The following is a 19,219-nucleotide window of genomic DNA, read 5'->3' on the forward strand; positions in this document are numbered from 1 at the left end:
TGTGGCTGAAGTAATGTCATCAATAGTGCCGCACTCTCTCTTGTGTGGAAAATATCTATTTAGCCGAAGTCTATTCATTTATGATATGGACTTGCCCGTTCATGGAGTGTGCCGATGCACGCGATTACCCTGCGCCAGATTGAAATTTTCCATGCGGTGATGACCACCGGCAATCTGACCGAGGCGGCAGCGCTGTTGCAAACCTCGCAGCCCACCGTCAGCCGCGAACTTGCCCGCTTCGAGAAGCTGATCCAGCTACAGCTGTTCGATCGGCTGCGCGGACGTTTATACCCGACGGTGCAGGGCCTGCGGCTGTTCGAAGAGGTGCAGCGCTCCTATTACGGCCTGGAACGCATCGTCAACGCCGCTGCAGGTATCCGCCAGTTCCAGCAGGCGCAGCTTTCCATTGCCTGCCTGCCGGTATTCTCGCAGTCGCTGCTGCCGGTGGTGTGCAAGCCCTTTATCGATCGCTACCCGGAAGTCAGTTTCAGCGTGATACCGCAGGAGTCGCCGTTGTTGGAAGAGTGGCTGTCGGCGCAGCGCCACGATTTGGGCCTGACGGAAAACACCCTGACCCCGGCAGGCACCGAGCGGATGACGTTGATGACGCTGAACGAGGTGTGCGTATTGCCGGCCGGGCATCCGCTGCTGGCGAAAACAGTGCTGACACCACAAGACTTCGACGGACAAAACTTTATCAGCCTGTCGAGCACCGACAGCTACCGTCAGTTGCTCGACTCGCTGTTCAATGAGGAGGGCGTTAAGCGCCGTCTGGTCATGGAAACCCACAGCGCAGCATCGGTGTGCGCCATGGTGAAAGAAGGCGTGGGGTTGTCGATAGTCAATCCGCTGACGGCGCTCGATTACGCCAACAGCGGCGTGCACGTACGGCCGTTCAGCGTTGAAGTGCCTTTTACCGTCAGCCTGATCCGGCCGCTGCACCGCCCTTCCTCGGCGCTGGTCACGGCCTTCATTCAGCATTTGCAGCAGCAGGCCGAGAATCTCCCCGCCCGCCTGGCCGCAGTGATTAAGCGCTAGCCGGCCGTTTGGCTCGGCTGAAAGTCACCAGACACAGCACCAACCCCAGCAGAGCAATCGCCGCGGCGGCCAGCGGCACGCTGGTCAGCCCCAGGCCCTGTGCAATCACCACGCCGCCTACCCAGGCACCAATGGCATTGCCCACGTTAAACGCGGCGATGTTCAGCGTGGAAACCAGGTTCGGTGCTTTTTTACCGTAGGTCACGACGTTGATCTGCAGCGCCGGCACGGCGGCAAACGCCGCAGCCGCCCACAGGAACAGGGTCATTTCCGCCGGCACCATGGAATGGCTGGTCCAACTGAACAGCGCGGCAAAGAAGGCAATCACCAGAAACGTGCAGGTCAGCGTAACCGGCAAACGCCAGTCTGCCAAACGGCCGCCGACGATGTTACCCAGCGTCAGACCGACCCCCATCAGCAACAGCGTCCAGCTCACCCCGTGCGACGAAATGCCGGTCACCTCGGTCAGTAACGGCGCGATATAGGTAAACAGCGCAAACATCGACGCGGCAAAAGCTACCGTCATCAGCAACGAAAGCCAGATGCCGCCGCCGCGCAGGGCCGCCAGCTCTTTTTTCAGATCGGTTGGCACCTCATCCTCCCCCGCCGGCAGCTTGCTGTACAACGCCAACAAGGACAGCACGCCGATGACCGCCACCGCCCAGAAAGTGGAGCGCCAGCCCAATGCCTGCCCCAGAGCGGTGCCGAGCGGCACCCCCAGTACGTTGGCCAACGTCAGGCCGGTGAACATCAGCGCCACCGCAGAAGCACGGCGATTCGGCGGTACCAGATTGGCGGCCACCACCGCGCCGATGCCGAAGAACGCGCCGTGGCACAACGCGGTGACAATGCGAGCCAGCATCAGGAAATCGTAGCTGTAACCCAGCGCGCACATGATATTGCCGAAGATAAAAATCACCATCAGCAACAGCAGCGTATTCTTGCGCGGCAGCTTCGCCGTCAGCAGCGCCATGATCGGCGCACCTATCGCCACGCCGAGGGCATAGCCGCTGATCAGCCAGCCGGCTGAAGGGATTGAGACCTGAAGATCCCCCGCCACCTCAGGCAGCAGCCCCATAATCACAAACTCGGTGGTGCCAATGGCAAATGCACTTAACGCCAGTGCAAGCAGAGAAACAGGCATGTGTAACGCTCCCAGTCGACAAAGCCCCGGCATCAGGCGCACGGGGCCGGTAAAAACTCACGGAATTGCCGGACAGCCTGACAGGCTGCCCGCGAAAAAGGGTCAGAGATGTTGCTCAATCTGTGGGTTATTTTCTTAACCCTATAATTATTAAGTCTTATTCGCTCTTTTCACGCTACAGAAATAGCACGGTGACCGACGAGAAAACCAGTGACAAAGCTACCTTTGAGCACAAAACGCCCCGATCCGCCCGCTAAACGCTTGAATGCGCTGACGATGAAAAATGTGTAAAAATGTTGCTACCCTGTTAACGATATCAGCGCAGCGTCGCCCGCCAGGCGGGATCATTGGCAAACCACTCCACCAGAAAATCCAGCATGGTTCGCAAGGTGGCAGGCATTTGGCGACGCGAGGTATAAATGCCGTAAATCCCCATCGACTGCGGCCGATAATCCGGCATCAGTTCTATCAGTTCACCGCTTACCAGCAAGGGCGCCGCCGAATAATAAGGCTGCATGGAAATGCCGGCACCCTGCACCGTCCCCGCCATCAGCACCACCGATTCGTTGGCGCTGAGGTTGCCGCTGACCGCCACCGCCGACTTCACGCCCTGAGCATCAAAATGCCACAGGCTTTTACCGAAGTAGGAATAAGTCAGGCAGTTGTGCAGCGCCAAATCCTGCGGATGGCGCGGCGTGCCGTGCGCTGCCAGATAAGCCGGGGAAGCGCACACCACCGACGCGCAGGAAGAAAGTGGTCGGGCGATCAGATTGGGATCCAGCTCATTGGTGATGCGCAGCGCCAGATCGATGCGCTCCTCCACCAGATTCACCGCCCGATTATTCATTTGCAAATCTACCGCCACCTGCGGATGACGTTTGAGGTATTGGGCCACCGCTCCCACCAGCGCGGTCTGGCCCAGCGACTGTGAACAGGTGATGCGCAGCAGACCGCGCAATTCATCGCTTTGCTCGCCTTCGACCAAATCTATCTCCCCCGCCAGCGCCAGCATCTGTCGGCAACGTTCGAGAGTGCGCTCTCCGGCGTCAGTCAGACTAAGCTTACGGGTAGTGCGGTGCAATAAACGCGCGCCGGCCCATTGCTCCATCTGCGCCAGATAGCGCGTCACCATCGCTCGCGACATTTCCAGCGTTTCCGCAGCGGCAATCATGCTGCCGCGATCAACGATAGTGATAAAAACCTCTGCTGCGGTAATGCGATCCATGATTCGTCCGATTTACGCAATGAATAATTGCTCATTATCCGGTTTTTCTAACGCTTTATGCAACCTAACATCTGTACAACAACAACCGATACCCAAAAGGACCTCTGCCCATGTTTAAGAAATCATTATTGACCCTGGCTTTCGCCGGCATCGCCACTGCAAGCACCTTCGCCACTGCGGCTGACTCCCTGACCATGGAAGTGTACAACCCGGGCGAGAAAAGCGTGTTCCCGGTTTCTTCGGAAATCATCAGCGGTAAACACGAAGTGGCGCTGATCGACGCCCAGTTCCAACGCAACGACGCCGAAGAACTGGTGAAAAAGATCAAAGCGACCGGCAAGAAGCTGACCACCGTCTACATCAGCCATTCCGATCCGGATTTCTACTTTGGTTTGGACGTGATCAAAGCGGCGTTCCCTCAGGCAAAAATCATCGCGTCACCGGACACGATCAAAGAAATCAACGCCACCAAAGACGGCAAAATGGCTTACTGGGGCCCAATCCTGAAAGACAACGCGCCTAAAGCGGTAGTGGTTCCGCAGGCATTGCAGGGTGATAGCTTCACTATCGACGGCCAGAAAGTGGAAGTGAAAGGCCTGACCGGCCCAACGCCGGAACGCACCTACGTGTGGATCCCTGAACTGAAAGCGGTAGTGGGCGGCGTCCCGGTAGCCGGTGACAATATCCACCCGTGGATCGCCGATAACCAGACCGTGGAATCCCGCGCTCACTGGCAGCAAACGCTGGAAGGCATCAAGGCGCTGAAACCGAAAGTCGTCGTCCCTGGCCACTTCCTGCCGGGCGCACTACAGACGCTGGAATCCGTGACCTTCACCCAGAACTACCTGACTACGCTGGAAGCTGAACTGCCGAAAGCCAAAGATTCTGCGGCACTGATTGCGGCAATGAAAAAGCATTACCCGAACCTGAAAGATGAATCTAGCCTGGAACTGAGCGCCAAGGTGCTGAAAGGCGAGATGAAGTGGCCGCAATAAGCGCGTCGCCAATCAAACTACATTGCCTTTGACAGGCTCAATGTTCTGCGGCGTTAAGCCGCAGAACATCACGAGGAATAAAGATGACCGGTACAACTCTGCATTACGTTTTCGATCCGCTGTGCGGCTGGTGCTATGGCGCAGCGCCATTGGTAAAGGCGGCCAAGAGCATTCCAGGGTTGACTGTCGCCCTGCACGCCGGCGGCATGATGACCGGCAATAATCGCCGCCAGATCACGGACGAATGGCGTAACTATGTGATTCCGCATGACAAGCGCATTGCGGAGCTGACCGGCCAGACCTTCGGTGAAGCTTATTTCAATGGGCTGCTGCGTGATACCACGGCAGTGATGGACTCCGAGCCGCCGATTACTGCGATTCTGGCGGCGGAAGCGCTGGGGGGACGCGGGGTGGATATGCTGCACCGCATTCAGACAGCGCATTATCAAGAAGGCCGACGCATCGCCGATACCCCGGTGCTGGAAGCCCTGGCGAAAGAGCTGGGCCTGCCCTCGGCTCCGTTCATTGCCGAGATGCGCTTTAACGCTGGCGCGCCGACCGCACAGCACATTGCGGAAAGCCGCGCGTTTCTTGCCAAAGTCCAGGGCCAGGGGTTCCCGACTTTTGCGCTGCAAGACAGCGAAGGCCAGCTACGCCAGATCCCGGCTGGCAACTATTTGGGCAACGTTGATGCCTGGAAAGCGTTGTTGAGCGGCGCGGTGAACTGGGCTTAATACCGGCTTCGGCTGCGAGATCCGCAGCCGATTATTCGACCCGGACGAAAGTGCCCTGCGCCTGCACGTTAAAACCAAATCCGCAGTCGCCCTTGGTGCGCATGTCCACCGCATCCGCAGTAAACTGCATCATCACATCACAGGCCATCCCGTCCCCCGGCTCCCGCTGACGGTATACCGCCTTGCCCCGTTCAATCGGCAACACCTCGGCGAACTCGCCCATATTCGGCCCGTAATACAGCCCCATTTGCGGCATATAATAGCCGGAATAATTAATCAGCCAGCGCTCGCCCTGAGGCTTGACCTCTACCTCGCTCCATACGCCGCGCCCGGCGTACTGCCAATAGATGCCACCCGGCCCGCTCGCCGGCGGTTGCTTCGCCAGACGTTGCTGCAGCAACTTCAGATTATGCAGGGATTTCGCATCCTTCGGCGCCAGCTCCAGATAAGCGCGCGCCTTGAGCAGTTCACCGGCATGCATCAGCGCCAGCGCCACGTTGTTATAGGCAGTGGCGATCGCCTGATCGTTCAGGCCGCAAAACTCGCTCCAGGCGGCCTGATCACGAAAAACATCGGCCGCCCGGCCATAATCGCCCCGCTGATAAGCGCTTTTCCCCAGTGCGGCGTAGCCCGCCACTTTCTGGCAATCAGCATCAATATCCGGCTCATCAATATGTGCCATCACCTGGCCGCTGGCGAGCGCACCATAGGTCAACAGCAGGGGAACCAACGCCTTCATGCCTTATCCTTTCCAGAGTGAGTAACCGGTAATTCGGCGCCAGTATAACCCTCATGCCCCCAGGCTTCACCTCTAAGGATTCACTCACAATATTTCAAACGGTTAGCCGCGTTAAAACTGCTTACATGTCACGGTTTGTTTGTTACCAGGCGGCGGCTCATGCTGATCGGAACGTAAAAAACCCGAGAACCCTATGAACAGCCCCCCTACGCAAAAACACGCCGTCTGGCAGTTGATTAAACCTTTTTGGGTTTCGGAAGAAAAATGGCAAGCCTGGTCGATGCTGATCGCCATCGTCTCCCTGTCGCTCGGTCTGGTGTATATCAGCGTGCAGATCAACCAGTGGAACCAGGTGTTCTACGACGCGCTGCAAAATAAAAATTACCCGGTGTTCAAGGCGCAGCTGTGGCGTTTCACCTATCTGGCGCTGATCTTCATCGTGCTGGCGGTGTATAAAATCTACCTGACGCAGGGCCTGCAAATGCGCTGGCGGCGCTGGATGACGGAAAAATTCATGGGTAAATGGCTGGCACATCAGGCCTATTACCATACCGAGCAACAGCAGATCGTCGATAACCCGGACCAGCGTATCGCCGAGGATCTCAACGTCCTGACCCAGTACACGCTATCGCTTTCGCTTGGGCTGCTCTCCAGTCTGGTGACGCTATTTTCCTTTGTCGCCATTCTGTGGCACGTCAGCGGGCCAATGACCTTTATGATTAGCCAACACACCCTCACCGTTCCCGGTTATATGGTGTGGTTCGCTCTGTTGTACGCCGGACTGGGTTCCCTGCTGGTCTGGTGGGTCGGCAAGCCGCTGGTTCAGCTCGGTTTTAACCAGGAGCGCTATGAGGCGAACTTCCGTTTTGGCCTGATCCGCATCCGCGAAAACAACGATGCCATCGCGCTGTATCACGGCGAACCCCGCGAGGCGCAACAGTTGGGCGACCGTTTTGATACTATTCGCGCCAACTGGTGGTCGATCATGCGCATCACCCGGCGGCTCAACATTGCCTCCAACTTTTACAGCCAGTTCGCCATTGTTTTCCCGCTGCTGGTGGCGGCGCCGCGCTATTTTTCCGGCGCCATCCAGATGGGCGGCATGATGCAGATCGCCTCCGCTTTTGGCGAGGTGCAAGGGGCGCTGTCGTGGTTTATCGACGCCTTCAGCGATCTGGCTACCTGGAAAGCCTGCGTGAACCGTCTGGCTGGCTTTAATGCCGCAGTGGATCAGGTTCACAATCAGCAACGCGGCATTCAACTGCGGCCGGAGAGTACCCAGCCGTTGGTTCTTGATAGTCTCAGCCTGCAACTGCCGGACGGCCAGAGCTTGCTGGATGCAAGCTCCATGACGCTGAAGCGCGGCGAACGCGTGCTGATCGTCGGCCCGTCGGGCTGCGGCAAGTCAACGCTATTGCGCGCCATCGCCGGTATCTGGCCGTACGGCTCCGGCACCCTTGGGCTCGATGCCGCCAGCCGCGCATTATTCCTGCCGCAACGCAGTTACATTCCGATAGGCACGTTGCGAGAAGCCCTCAGTTACCCCCACCTCGCCGCCGAATACAGCGATGAGCAACTGCTGAAAGTGCTGGAAAATTGCCGTCTGAAACATTTGCAGCGCTGGCTGGACACCAGTGCCAACTGGAGCCAACGTCTGTCGCCGGGTGAGCAGCAGCGGTTGGCGTTTGCCCGGGCCATTTTGACCCGTCCGGATATTCTGTTCCTCGACGAGGCCACCAGCGCGCTGGACGACGAAACCGAGCAACTGATGTATTGCCTGCTGATCGATGAGCTGCCGCAGGTAACGCTGGTGAGCGTGGCGCACCGCAACAGCGTGGCCAAATACCACCAGAGTTGCTGGCGCTTTAGCCGCCCGGAACAAAACGAACCGGCGCGCATGGCGCTTGGCCCGCTGCCCGTCGCCGGCTAACGGAGCGACAGTGGCCCGATAAACAAGCTTATCGTTCATCGGGCCATTGAGTCGCTTAGGTGCAGTCCCGGTTATAGACGCCAGATCCCATCAGCGTCAGTTAGACGCCCCCCTTGTCAGACCCCGAGTTCTTCCCTAAACTTGCGCACAGATATCGGCCCCCTGTCGGTACGTAAGCGTTAACGTCAATCAACGCATCATGTCTTGCAGGATTGATTGGCTGCATGCTGGTGCGAGGAATTCATGTCATACCCTGCTTTATCCCCAAAATCTGCCGCCATAAAACGCAGCCGTTTACGCCATCCCTTATTGCTGGTGGCCGGCATCATGCTGATCGCCGCCAATCTGCGCGCCGCGCTGACCAGCGTTGGCCCGTTACTGGAACAGATCCAACGACAGCTAATGTTGTCCGCCACTTCCGCCGGCTTGCTTAACTCACTGCCGTTGATACTGTTTGCCGTGCTCTCGCCGATGACGCCGGGCCTGGCCAAACGAATGGGCATCGAACGCACGCTGGGCATGGCACTGCTGCTGCTTGCGACAGGCATCGTTCTGCGCTCTCTGCCGCAAGCGGGCATGCTGTGGATAGGCAGCATAGTGATCGGCGCCGCCATCGCGTTTGCCAACGTGGTGTTGCCAACGCTGGTCAAACGCGACTTCCCCAGCCGAGCCGCCGCCATGATTGCCGGCTATGCGGCGGTGATGTCTCTGGCTGCCGCTACCGCCTCCGGCCTGGCAGTACCGTTGGCGGAACTGAAGAACCTCGGCTGGCGTTTCTCTTTGCTTTGCTGGAGCTTGCCGGCCCTGTTGGCGCTGCTTGTCTGGTTGCCGCAGTTGCGCCGCCCACCGGCTGTAACGGCCAGTGATGCGCGACAGGCCCCATTGATGCCGTTCCGCTCGCCATGGGGCAGTGCGCTCGGGTGGCAGGTAGCGCTGTTTATGGGCTTACAGTCCATCACCTTCTACACCATTATCGGTTGGTTCAGCGCCTTTGCCGCCAGCCACGGCACTTCGCCGCAACAGGCAGGTTTCGAACTGTTTATCTACCAGGTGGTGGCGATCGCCGCTAACTTTGCCATGGTATTTATTCTGCCGCGCGCACGCGATCAGCGTGCTATCGCGTTGTGCAGTTCGTCGCTGATTTTTATTGGCGTCACCGGCCTGCTGTTGCTGCCAGAAAACTCGCTGATATGGCTGATTTTTGCCGGATTGGGGGCGGGAAGTTCTTTGGTGCTGGCGCTGTCATTCTTTGGCTTGCGCAGCGAACATCAGCACCAGGCCACACAGTTGTCGGGCATGGCGCAATCGGTAGGCTATTTACTGGCGGCGCTGGGCCCAACGTTGTTCGGCCTGTTACACGACCTGACCCAGGGTTGGCAATTGCCGCTGAGTATCCTGCTGGGCCTGACCCTGCTGCAAATGCTGTTTGGCGTTCTCGCCGGGCGTAATCGCATCATCCGCTAACGTCGTGACGAGTGGATAGCGTCGGTGCAGGATCCGGGGCGTCCGCCTGCCAGAGATCGTCAATAAAATCTCGCTGTGCAGCGTTCAACTGCCAGCGAGGCGGTATCCTGGCCAGACTGCGCTCTTTGGCGCTCTTGCCGTTTTTAACGCGTTTTTTGTCCATCGACATGTTTCCTAAATCATCAGCAACCCATAAATCGCGGCGGCAACACCCAACCAAAATACCCCACAGCCGATAAACACGCACAGCCAAGCCTTACGTTTGATGCTCACTCCATCCTTGCTTATCACTCTGCGCCTCACCAATAGATTAAATTGATTGACACTGCATTATTGATACATTCAAACAATCAATAAAGTAGCCTTACACTATGGAAATTTAAATAAAACATGCTAGCAACCTACTCTGAACGACCAGAGTGACAGGAAAAAACAGTTCCACGCTTCGCGCAGGCTAATAACAACCCAATAATCAGTATTCAGGCAGTGTGCCACGATACAAACGATCAAAATCAAACCATTGGTAAATGAATTATTATTAAAACTAATGGCTGGATTTAACCGAAATTGGCGGGAGGTTTGAGGGTAAAGACAAATAAAGGAGAGGGCTTCCGCTGCGGTTTGAAGAACTGAATCCATAATTCAGGCCGCGTAGACGGCCTGAACAGAGTGAGATAAATCAGCTAATCTGCGTAACAGAGTCCTTACTGGCGCGCTCACGTTCACTGCCGGACAATTCACTGAGATGCCCGTCGCGCATTTGCAGCAGCCGATCGGCATGTTCGAAATAGTGGTCGTCATGGCTGATGGCAAATACCGTTTTACCCAACTCGCGCAGCTGCGGTAACAACTCTCGATAAAAGATGCGCCTAAATTGCGGGTCCTGATCCGCCGCCCATTCGTCCAGTAGCAGAATATCTCGCTGTTCCGCCACCGCCAGCAGCAACGCCAGGCGTTTGCGCTGCCCTTGCGACAGCTGCGGATTGGTCACTCGCAGGCCATTAAATTCCAGTTTTCCTTTCATGTTCAACCGGTTAAGCCAACGTTCCACCAGTTCGGCGTCAGGCTGTTGACCATCGGGTCCCTGCAAATGGTGGAACGGGTGAAAATCGGTAAAGATAGCGGAAAACAAACGGCGATAGTCGGGCATGCTCGCCAGGTTCTGCTCGACGCCATCCAACAGGATCTGCCCACTGACCGGTTGATATAACCCGGTCAGCAGCATCGCCAACGTGGATTTTCCGCTGCCGTTGCCGCCAATCAGAAACACCAATTCGCCGCGGCGCAATGTCAGAGAGAGTGGCCCGACGGCAAACCCGGTTTTCTGCTCCGTAGCGCCGTAATGAAATACGATGTCGCGCAGTTCCAGCGTTTCCCAGGTTTTGGCTTCAACCGCAGGAAATGCAGGCTGATAATCGGCAAGATGCAGGGCTTTGATCTTATTGAAAGCCACTTCGGCACCGATCAGCGTCGGGAAAGCCCCCACAGCCTGCAGCAATGGCGTGCGCAGAAACAACAGTGTCAGTGAATAGGTCGCCGCAACGGCGGTATTTGCCCAGCCCAGACTGTTGGCCATATAAAACACGAGACCAATAGCCCCCAGCATCATGATATTCGACCAGTTCACCGCGCTGAGATGGAAGGTATCGGCACGGATAATATGGTAACGGTAGTCTTCAGCATCCGGCTGATAGGCCTGCTGGTAGAGCGCTTTCGCGCGGTCGCGATTCAGCGCCAGCTCTTTACGCCCGTCAATGGCTGACTGGTAGTGTTGGTAAAGATGCTCTTCCGCCTCACGCACGCTGCTCAGGTGGCGATACACCCGCGAGACCAGATATCCACTGCCAATCACCGTCACCGCCACCCAGACTGCGGTCACCGCCAGCATCCGCGGTGAAAGCCAACCCAGATAGGCCGCAGACCCCAGCGTCAGTATCACCCCCTGCACCAATTCTGGCAGGCGGACAAAGGCAAGGGTGATCGTGCGGATGTCGCTGGCCAGGCTCGCCAGCAGAGAGGCACTGCCCAATTGTTCAATCCGTTCGATATCGGTATCCAGGATCCGCTTCACCAGTTGGCCGCGCAGCCGGAACACGAAATGATGACCGAGCGTGGTCAGCGCCAACTGAGATCCTAGCGTCACCGCCATCAACAGCGCCAGAATCCCGAGGAATTCCGGCAGCACGGTCAGTGGGTTGCCGGTCACCGTCATCAGCCGCAAATTTATAAAAGCAATGATGCCAATGCCCAGCGCCGCGCTGGCCATGGTCAACGCCATTACCGCCAGAAACGGCCAACGATACTGGTGGTAAACCACCCGAAGCAACTCCATGAGAAACCCTTACCCTGCCATCTTGAGATGGCAAGCATTGTAAGCGGCGAGAGAATGATATCAATAATAATTCTCATCCCTGGCCCTTCATCTGCAGAAATGTAATCCGCACAGGCAACGATAAACGGAAGGTGGAGTCTGGCATATCTGAGAAGAAAGCTTTATCGGCAGCATTAAATTATTTCAAATAAGAAGAGCCTGCAAATTAACAAAAAAAAACAAACAGCAGCATTGTTAGGGGTATAAACAAAAATATAAAATAAAAGCATTCACCGCGAACATAAAATAATATGAAACATATAAATAACCTCTCCATGTAAAAGCGCGGTCACTTTATTTTCTTTGCCGTTACTTATCATTCAATGCTTTAATAAAAAATCACAGGTGAAAATCAGCCAACAGTCAACCCCCAGGTAATTAAGATGAAGAAAAGGAAATTTCTCAGTCAGGTTGAAATTGAGCAGCTTATCTCAGCCGTTCATGAAGGTAAAAACAGTATTCGGGACCGCTGCTTGTTATTGATGTGTTTTATTCATGGTTTACGGGTCAGTGAACTACGTTCATTACGCTTACAAGATATTGATCTGACCACCAATCGGGTGCATATATTCCGATTGAAAAATGGCTTTTCAGTCCAACACCCCATACAACCCCGGGAACGTCATGCCCTGTTGAAGTGGCTTGACCAACGTTCCAGTTACCTTGAGGCGGACAGCCAGTGGCTGTTTTTATCGCGCCACGGCGGGCAAATTTCACGGCAACAGCTGTATCGATTGATGAGGATGTACGGAGAGATGGCCGGCATCAGCGTTCAGGTCCATCCTCATATGTTGCGCCACTCCTGCGGTTATGCCCTGGCCGACAGAGGTGTCGATACCCGTTTGATTCAGGATTATCTGGGTCATAAGAACATCCAGAATACGGTCATTTATACCGCCACCAACGTGGAGCGCTTCCGCATCATCAATATATAACGCCGGCATAGTCATTCAGGGGCTCACTATTTCTGAAGACGCATTAAGCGTCTTCAGGCGTACCCTATTTCATGCGTTATTCCCGACAGCGAGAGTGCTTTAGCTACTCCCCGGAAAATTTCCGGGTAATCCTGGTGTGCAGAGAAAACAATTCGCTATCATTCGTCACTTGAAGTTTACGCATCGCACTGCATTTATGCGCACTGATCGTTTTGATGCTGCGACACTGCAGATCGGCTATTTGCCGCAGGCTCATACCGTTAAACAAAGAAGCCATAACATCACTTTCGCAACGAGTCAGCTCGTGCACGACGGAAGTCTCGCGGCAGGCAGAACGAGCCAAACAGGCACCAATCTGCGGACTCAGTACTCGCTCACCGCTCAGTACCCGGTTGAAGAATTCAGCCACCAGTGGCAATGCGTCATCTCGAGCGACAATGCTGATATTAGGCTGACTCAATAACGGGCCCAGCTCTTCGGCACTTTGGCTACGGGTGTAAACCACCACTCTGAGTGTCGGCAATTGCATGCACAGGTTAAGCAGAATCTCCCGCCCCTGTACGGCAGTCTCATCCACACCGGATAACTCCGCAATCAGGACGTTAGCCTGCTGATAGACCACACTATCTGCGGCCTCCCTCATACTGGTTTCCTGCAGCACAATCTTTCCCGATTTCGAGAGTGAGCCAATAAAACTGGCCAGCCCATCAAGCATTAAGGGACAACGATCCATTAATGCGATGTGTAGAGGTTGATGACGCGAAGAATACATATTCTGCTCCTGTCTTATCTCTCCTGCCGCGTTAATGCGCTGTCAGGCGCCGTTAACGGACAAAGGACGGGCCATTCATGGCCATCCATTTTCCCTGAAGATATAACTCCCCATCATTGTGAAAACCCAGCTTCAGCATGGCATTACGTTTATGTGTACTGACGGTGCGGATATCGCGACGCATCGTCAAGGCCACGCTGGACACGCTCTTACCGGAGAACAACTCTGCCAATACATCCAGTTCACGAGTCGTCAGAGGCCGACCCGGCGTGGCTTCATGCAACTGACGTTGGCGGATCCGGTGGCTAAAGCTGCATTTTCCTGCCAATACCTGCTGTACACAGTGCGTCAAGGCGATAGCGGGCTCTTGTTTTAGCATCAATCCGCGAATACCAGAGGCAATTAACTGCCTCAATATTCTGGACTCATCCAACGCCGTGCAAACCAGTAATGCGGTTTGGGGCGAGCCCGCTTGCACCTCAGCAATCAGGCGTAAGCCATCCAGCACTGACTCTGACTTGCCACACAGCTCCATAATCAATAAACGGGGCCTGTGTTTGAGCAATACGGGCGGCAGATCGGCAAGACACCTGACGTGCTGGATCCTATCCTGGCGATAGCCGCATGATTCAATTAATTTATTACGTATTCCAAGCGCGGTGACCGGGCAAGGTTCCATAATGACTGCATCACCATTCTTTTTATCGTATGCATCATTTGAAGCTAGCGAAATACTGGGTTGACAATAGGTATTCATATCACTGCCTCCGATTTGTTATTACGGTTACTTGTCCGGTCAGTGTCACCAAATTTAGCGTTTTTTGTCGTGATAAAACTTCAACGTAAATGGCCGTTTGCTCAAAAATCCGATGCCGTGAGTTCGCCGGATAAATATCTATTCATAAATAAAAGAAATTTGCAGTACGCCATCTATGCTGCCGGGCGTTGCACCGCCATAAGTGCTGTATGCTCGGGCACGGAGATCAAATTTGGCCTCATGCGTGAATTGATTGACCAATTGAACCATGCTCTTATTATTGCCCAAATTTACACCTCTCTGATTTTGCAACTCAATCTGCACTCGGCTTGAGGTCCCGTTGTTCTTATATAAGGCACCGCTCTCCTCTGCCACCGAACCGGTAAAGGTCGCAGTCGCCGAGGTTGTGGTGGCCGGACAATTTTTCAGCGTTATGGGAAACTCGATCCATTCGCTGGCAGAGCCGGAACCAGCCAAAGTGGCGGCGGAAATAGTGTCGCCGAGGTTAACCTGGATATTACTGTTTGCCCCATCTACGATGCAGGGAGCCGCCTTAATATTGCCGGTTATTTGGAGTTTCGCCGCCACTGCGACCGCCGGAATTACCCACTGAAAAATGCCGACAAGAATCATTATCCGGCTTATTCCGCTAAAGCCATTAAACATAGCAATTTCCTTTTCTTTAAGAATCAAATGACCCGCTACCCATAAAACTTCAGTTATTCCATTTCTGCCTGGATGGTCGCAGTGGCGGTGAATACACCAGCTGCAGGTGCCTGCCCGGTGGTGTTTATCGGATACACGCTGAACCTGGTGCTCCCACTCTGACTGGGATAGAGAAAATCAACCGGCAGACGGCCGCTTTGTGGCGAAATGGGGCCGCCAAATCGGTCCTCTATCATCACCCCTATGCTATTGTTGCTGGTTCTCAGCGCCGCGGGCATATTGCTATCAACCTCTCCTCTGAATGACAGGCTGACTTTGACCCCTGAGGAAATATTGCGGCAGGCCAGGGTCAACTCTTTCTGGTGCGGGGTAAAACCCGGCGGCATCATCCCTTTAGTCCGAAAGCTGGTAGACAGGATATCGCCAAAATCCACCACTACCGTCTGTGGGCTAATCTCGCAGTTTTGCGGTACCGTCACCACCCCGCTCATTGATACGGTAGATACCGGAATCACGCTGCTCACCCCGTTGGATACCGAAACATAGGTTTCGACCAGTTGGGTGCTGGGAATGATGGTCTGACCGACAAACGGGCGCCGAAAGTACAAATGAATTCGCCCTCTGGCACCGCTGGAATAGTGCGCACTGGCGCAACTCTCATCCTGGCCCATTTCGTTTTTTAAATTTGATACATTGCTGAAGGGGGTCGGGATGTACTCATTCCTATAACCGCCTACATAGACTTCGCTGGCAACAGCCAGATACTCGTTCAACGCGTAATAAGATAAACGTCCGTCGCTATGAATCTGCGTTGGCAAGCTAGACTTGGCAGTGATATAGGAAGCAGTACGGCTTTTACATTCGCACTGCACATCATAAGTCCCGCTCAGGTTCCAGTTATTGCCCGCGGCGTTTTCAATCACCAGGCCGGCAACGTTCTGCGCCGGATTAGTCAGCGTAGGTGTAAAAGTAAACGAAAAGGGATGGGGCCCCCCCGACGGTTTACATTGACCTATAGCGGCCAGAGCCGGCTGAACGCTGAGCATAGAGGCAAATAGAACACTATATACAAGCGTTATTCGTTGATTTAATTTTACTGTTGTCATCACACGCACCTTATAAACACAGCCCCTTGACCAAGCGAATCCCACCGCTTTCAGGCTGGTTAGCCAATTGATAGCTGACCTGACACTGTTGCGCAGCGCCATTTCCCCACTTGACCTGTAGCCGACCGCTGTCAGCCAACCCAGCCAGATAAACTTGTCCGCCGTCACCGACAATACTGGCATTGCCATTCGCCCCATTAAGAGCGCTGACGGTCGCGCCAAACGGGACCGGGCTTCCGGCCCTGGTTAACAACGTCATCAGTACGCGCAAACCGACATTGGGGCTAAAACTGGCACGCACTACGGCACCGCGAGTCGGGATCACCGTTTGGCTGCTGAGAGTCATATCCACATCATCGGCAAAAGAATCGCCGTCCAATCCAACGATATTGCGGCGGTACGGCGTCAGATAGGGCACTACCGCATAACCGCGCCAATCGGTATTCACACCGGTCTGATTCAGCACGTTGACACCCGCAGCGCCGGGCGCCTGTACCAGCGCTACCGTATCGCCCAATGGCTGCGACAACGTGATGCCGTTTTGATGCACCAAAACACCGCCCTGGATCCCGTAGTTCACCTGCTGACGATAGCGATCGTAGCCATAGCCCAGGTTCAGCTCAGCCAAGGAGCCTTTATAGTCGGCTTGAATGCTGCCATTGGCGCCTCCCCCTTTTCCGGTATATCCCTGACTAAGGCTGTAGTTCAGGTTATTGCCTTCCAGTGCGCTGCCACTCAACCCAAGGTTATGGCTGGTGGGGCCATTGCGGCTGCTGTTCATGTTGTAGGTGGCGTAACTGCCCGGCAGCCATTTGTTCAGCGGGATGCTGACGTTAAAGGCCAGGATGTGATCGCGAACGTTGTTGCGTTTGCCGTTACTGTCAAAACCGTTCTGGCTGAAGGTGTAATTGAAACCGTAGCTAATGCTTTGCCAGTTGTTGTTGTAGCCAACGCTGGCCGATTGCGAACGACGGCTATCATTCCAGTAATCCTCGTTGAACAGGCTGAGTGACAGCGTTCCGCCCCCCTTCCACAGGTTCTGGCTCAATATCAATTCGGCACGGCTTTTCTTGTGGTCGTTATATTTGGCACTGTTACCGCCATAACTTTCCAACGCTTCTTGCAGGGTATAGAAGCCACGGGTGGAATAGCGATAACTGGCCAGGCTGAAGTTGGTGCCGGTTTCGATAACGTTTTTACCGTAGCGTAAACGCCATGATTGCCCTTGGTCCTTGGGCTGGGTTTCCTGTTTGGTCCAGGCTTGGGTTACGTCGGCGGACAAGGCCCCGACAGTTCCCAGGTTTTGCCCCCAGCCCAAAGCCAAGGCTTGATACTTGCTCGCGGCCTGCACGCCGCCGTATAAAGTCGCGCCCCAGGGCAGCCCATAAATGCCGGTAGCCTGACTGAAAGGCCGTTCATCGACCTCACTGCCATAAGAACGATATGTCCCACTGGTGAGGCTGTATTTGAACCGCCCCTCACGCTGCAATACCGGCACTACGGCATAAGGCACCACAAAGTTTTGCTCCTGGCCATTGGCTTCACGCACGCTCACATTCAGATCGCCGCTACCCCCGGTGGGGTAAAGATCGGTAATCTCGAACGCACCAGGCGCCACATAGCTTTGGTAGATCACATAGCCATTCTGCCGAATCACAATCTGGGCATTGCTGCGCGCAATCCCACGCACTATCGGTGAATAACCTTTCATGCTATCCGGCAGAATTTCATCTTCCGAGGCCAACTGACCGCCACGAAACTGCACGCTGTCGAAGACATCGCTAGAAGTGGTGCTATCGCCCAAGGTCAAACGGCTCTGCAATGCAATGATGTCGCGCTGCAAATAGGTATTGATCGAACGCCATGAAGAGGCGCTACCGCTGTGCTGGTTCCACACCGAATAGTTGCGCAGCCGCCAGGCACCCCAGTTAATTCCCGAGCGCAGGTTGAGATAATAGTTGTCATTGCCCTGCCCTTTGCTTTCACTCACCTGGCTGTTAGCACCCGAGAAGCTATAGTTGACCAACAGAGCCGGTACGCCGGCATCCCACTTGTCAGGGGATACGTAATCACGCGCGTTCAACTTCAGCGCGGCCTGGGGAATGCTCAAATTCAGCCGCAACTGGTTGAATAAAAAAGTGGCCTTTGCTTGTGGAATGGCCTGAGGCAGGTTGACGCAATCATCCGAGCCGGCGATCGCGGGAAGTGAACTCAACCTGACACCTAACTCGGTCAGTTTTTCAGCGCTAAGGCAGGGCTGCAGCATTTTTTTCCCTGCTGCATCCTGTTGGAGCCTGAACTCGACATCCAGGGAATCCACCTGCTGGCCATTAAGATAAAGATCGACCCGGTAACTTCCCGGTGCCTGAGTGATATTTTCCTCGAAAACTGAAAGATCCGCTCCGCGCAGCGCCGGGTTATCAATTTCCAGCAACGCAGGGTTAAAATAATCACGCGCTTGCGCCACACTCGGTGAATTCAGCAATATCGCCTGGCAGGAAAACAGACATGCCAAGATTGCTTTGGATCTTCGCAAACCAATACAATTCGGGTTATTCATCGTTTTAACTCCCTGTCCCGATCCTTCCGACCGCCGCTAAAATCAGGCAAGCCGCATCCTTCCCCCATCGTCTGTCTGGGGATAAAAGCGTTGTAAAATAATCCGTTATAACGTACTGGCGAACGTCTTTCCTGTACCTCCGTAGTCATTGATTATTTGCCAACTGAGATTTCCACCTGCGCTCCCCCCCGCAGACAGCGGGAAACTGGCGGTGGTCTGCGGCGCAACCATAGTGCTACCGGCAACGGCACTGCCGTTGAGCTTCAAATTGAAAAAGGTGAGGTAATAAGGAGACGGGTTGGTCACCCGTAAAGCGTTGCCACTGCGCTGCCATGTCAGCTTGCCGACCGCCTCTTCCAGATTGCCGGACAAGCCTTGCGGGCGATAAATCAGCTTGATGCGAGTCTTGATCGCAATTTGCAACGTGTTGTCTTTCTTTTCTACCGACGGAATGGCTTTTACGTTCAGCCAATACAGCGACTCTCTGTCTGACGGCAGATTGCCGCCCGCCCGCACTACCCGTAAAAGGTTATTTTGCCCGCCGTCCAGCCGGAAAAGTGGAGGAGTAATGATAAAAGGTGCTTTGGCACTGTCACCCTCTTGCGCATCAACCCACGATTGGATCAGGTAAGGCTCGGCGTCCGGATTGCTGATATTCAATGCAGACTCTTTTTTGGCGCCGTCATAAATCAGACGGGTCCCGCCCACCACCACCCCAGCCTGGGCCGGCACCCAAAACATCATCAGCAACGCTGCAACCAACGTGAAATATCCTGCTTTCAT

At 54.9% G+C, this 19,219-nt stretch carries 18 protein-coding genes; 6 read left to right on the forward strand and 12 right to left on the reverse strand.

Annotation, left to right across the window (positions count from 1 at the left end; all coding sequences use genetic code 11):
* Positions 1-114: 114 nt before the first annotated feature.
* A complete protein-coding gene (locus SERAS12_RS20125; protein ID WP_013814306.1) occupies positions 115-1,038 on the forward strand; it encodes a LysR family transcriptional regulator in 924 nt (307 codons plus the stop codon).
* Here SERAS12_RS20125 and SERAS12_RS20130 read toward each other — a convergent pair.
* Entirely contained in the window at positions 1,028-2,182 is a 1,155-nt protein-coding gene (locus SERAS12_RS20130; protein WP_013814307.1) for an MFS transporter, read from the reverse strand. The genes SERAS12_RS20125 and SERAS12_RS20130 overlap by 11 nt on opposite strands.
* Before the next feature lie 316 nt (positions 2,183-2,498).
* Entirely contained in the window at positions 2,499-3,407 is a 909-nt protein-coding gene (locus tag SERAS12_RS20135) for a LysR family transcriptional regulator (RefSeq protein ID WP_013814308.1), read from the reverse strand.
* A gap of 110 nt (positions 3,408-3,517) precedes the next feature.
* Here SERAS12_RS20135 and SERAS12_RS20140 point away from each other — a divergent pair, with 110 nt between their 5' ends.
* Together SERAS12_RS20140 and SERAS12_RS20145 are read left to right on the forward strand one after the other, a co-directional pair.
* Positions 3,518-4,402, forward strand: coding sequence for an MBL fold metallo-hydrolase (locus tag SERAS12_RS20140; protein ID WP_013814309.1), 885 nt, complete (start codon positions 3,518-3,520; stop codon positions 4,400-4,402).
* 83 nt (positions 4,403-4,485) lie between these two features.
* Positions 4,486-5,136 carry a DsbA family protein gene (locus tag SERAS12_RS20145; RefSeq protein WP_013814310.1) on the forward strand — a complete coding sequence of 217 codons (651 nt, stop codon included), beginning with the start codon at positions 4,486-4,488 and terminating at the stop codon, positions 5,134-5,136.
* Positions 5,137-5,167: 31 nt separating this feature from the next.
* On the opposite strand, the gene SERAS12_RS20150 is transcribed toward SERAS12_RS20145, so the two are convergent.
* Entirely contained in the window at positions 5,168-5,875 is a 708-nt protein-coding gene (locus SERAS12_RS20150; RefSeq protein WP_013814311.1) for a tetratricopeptide repeat protein, read from the reverse strand.
* A 193-nt stretch (positions 5,876-6,068) separates the two neighbouring features.
* Between SERAS12_RS20150 and SERAS12_RS20155 the strand changes: the two genes are divergently transcribed.
* A complete protein-coding gene (locus SERAS12_RS20155) occupies positions 6,069-7,805 on the forward strand; it encodes an ABC transporter ATP-binding protein/permease (protein ID WP_013814312.1) in 1,737 nt (578 codons plus the stop codon).
* A 243-nt stretch (positions 7,806-8,048) separates the two neighbouring features.
* Entirely contained in the window at positions 8,049-9,269 is a 1,221-nt protein-coding gene (locus SERAS12_RS20160; RefSeq protein ID WP_013814313.1) for an MFS transporter, read from the forward strand.
* Here SERAS12_RS20160 and SERAS12_RS26500 read toward each other — a convergent pair.
* The 3 genes from SERAS12_RS26500 to SERAS12_RS20170 form a co-directional block, all read right to left on the reverse strand.
* Positions 9,259-9,432 (reverse strand): hypothetical protein, encoded by a 174-nt coding sequence (locus SERAS12_RS26500; protein WP_013814314.1) that lies wholly within the window; start codon positions 9,430-9,432, stop codon positions 9,259-9,261. The two genes, SERAS12_RS20160 and SERAS12_RS26500, sit on opposite strands and share 11 nt — an antisense overlap.
* An 11-nt stretch (positions 9,433-9,443) precedes the next feature.
* Positions 9,444-9,560, reverse strand: coding sequence for a YmiA family putative membrane protein (locus tag SERAS12_RS25835; protein ID WP_041416335.1), 117 nt, complete (start codon positions 9,558-9,560; stop codon positions 9,444-9,446).
* A gap of 388 nt (positions 9,561-9,948) precedes the next feature.
* On the reverse strand, positions 9,949-11,601 hold the full coding sequence (locus tag SERAS12_RS20170; protein WP_013814315.1) for a multidrug ABC transporter permease/ATP-binding protein: 1,653 nt from the start codon (positions 11,599-11,601) through the stop codon (positions 9,949-9,951).
* Between the two features lie 422 nt (positions 11,602-12,023).
* Between SERAS12_RS20170 and SERAS12_RS20175 the strand changes: the two genes are divergently transcribed.
* On the forward strand, positions 12,024-12,575 hold the full coding sequence (locus SERAS12_RS20175) for a tyrosine-type DNA invertase (protein WP_013814316.1): 552 nt from the start codon (positions 12,024-12,026) through the stop codon (positions 12,573-12,575).
* 103 nt (positions 12,576-12,678) lie between these two features.
* Here the strand turns inward: SERAS12_RS20175 and SERAS12_RS20180 are convergent, their stop codons facing one another.
* The 6 genes from SERAS12_RS20180 to SERAS12_RS20205 all read right to left on the reverse strand — a co-directional run bounded on the left by SERAS12_RS20180 (position 12,679) and on the right by SERAS12_RS20205 (position 19,219).
* Entirely contained in the window at positions 12,679-13,347 is a 669-nt protein-coding gene (locus SERAS12_RS20180; RefSeq protein WP_013814317.1) for a response regulator transcription factor, read from the reverse strand.
* Between the two features lie 52 nt (positions 13,348-13,399).
* Positions 13,400-14,104: a response regulator transcription factor gene (locus tag SERAS12_RS20185; protein WP_013814318.1), complete on the reverse strand. Its 705-nt coding sequence runs from the start codon at positions 14,102-14,104 to the stop codon at positions 13,400-13,402.
* 138 nt (positions 14,105-14,242) lie between these two features.
* Positions 14,243-14,770: a fimbrial protein gene (locus SERAS12_RS20190; RefSeq protein ID WP_013814319.1), complete on the reverse strand. Its 528-nt coding sequence runs from the start codon at positions 14,768-14,770 to the stop codon at positions 14,243-14,245.
* Positions 14,771-14,823: 53 nt separating this feature from the next.
* Positions 14,824-15,876 (reverse strand): fimbrial protein, encoded by a 1,053-nt coding sequence (locus SERAS12_RS20195; RefSeq protein ID WP_239440957.1) that lies wholly within the window; start codon positions 15,874-15,876, stop codon positions 14,824-14,826.
* A 10-nt stretch (positions 15,877-15,886) separates the two neighbouring features.
* Positions 15,887-18,436: a fimbria/pilus outer membrane usher protein gene (locus SERAS12_RS20200; RefSeq protein WP_013814321.1), complete on the reverse strand. Its 2,550-nt coding sequence runs from the start codon at positions 18,434-18,436 to the stop codon at positions 15,887-15,889.
* 105 nt (positions 18,437-18,541) lie between these two features.
* Positions 18,542-19,219: a molecular chaperone gene (locus SERAS12_RS20205; protein ID WP_013814322.1), complete on the reverse strand. Its 678-nt coding sequence runs from the start codon at positions 19,217-19,219 to the stop codon at positions 18,542-18,544.

The sequence above is a fragment of the Serratia sp. AS12 genome, from assembly GCF_000214195.1.
Lineage (GTDB): Bacteria > Pseudomonadota > Gammaproteobacteria > Enterobacterales > Enterobacteriaceae > Serratia > Serratia plymuthica.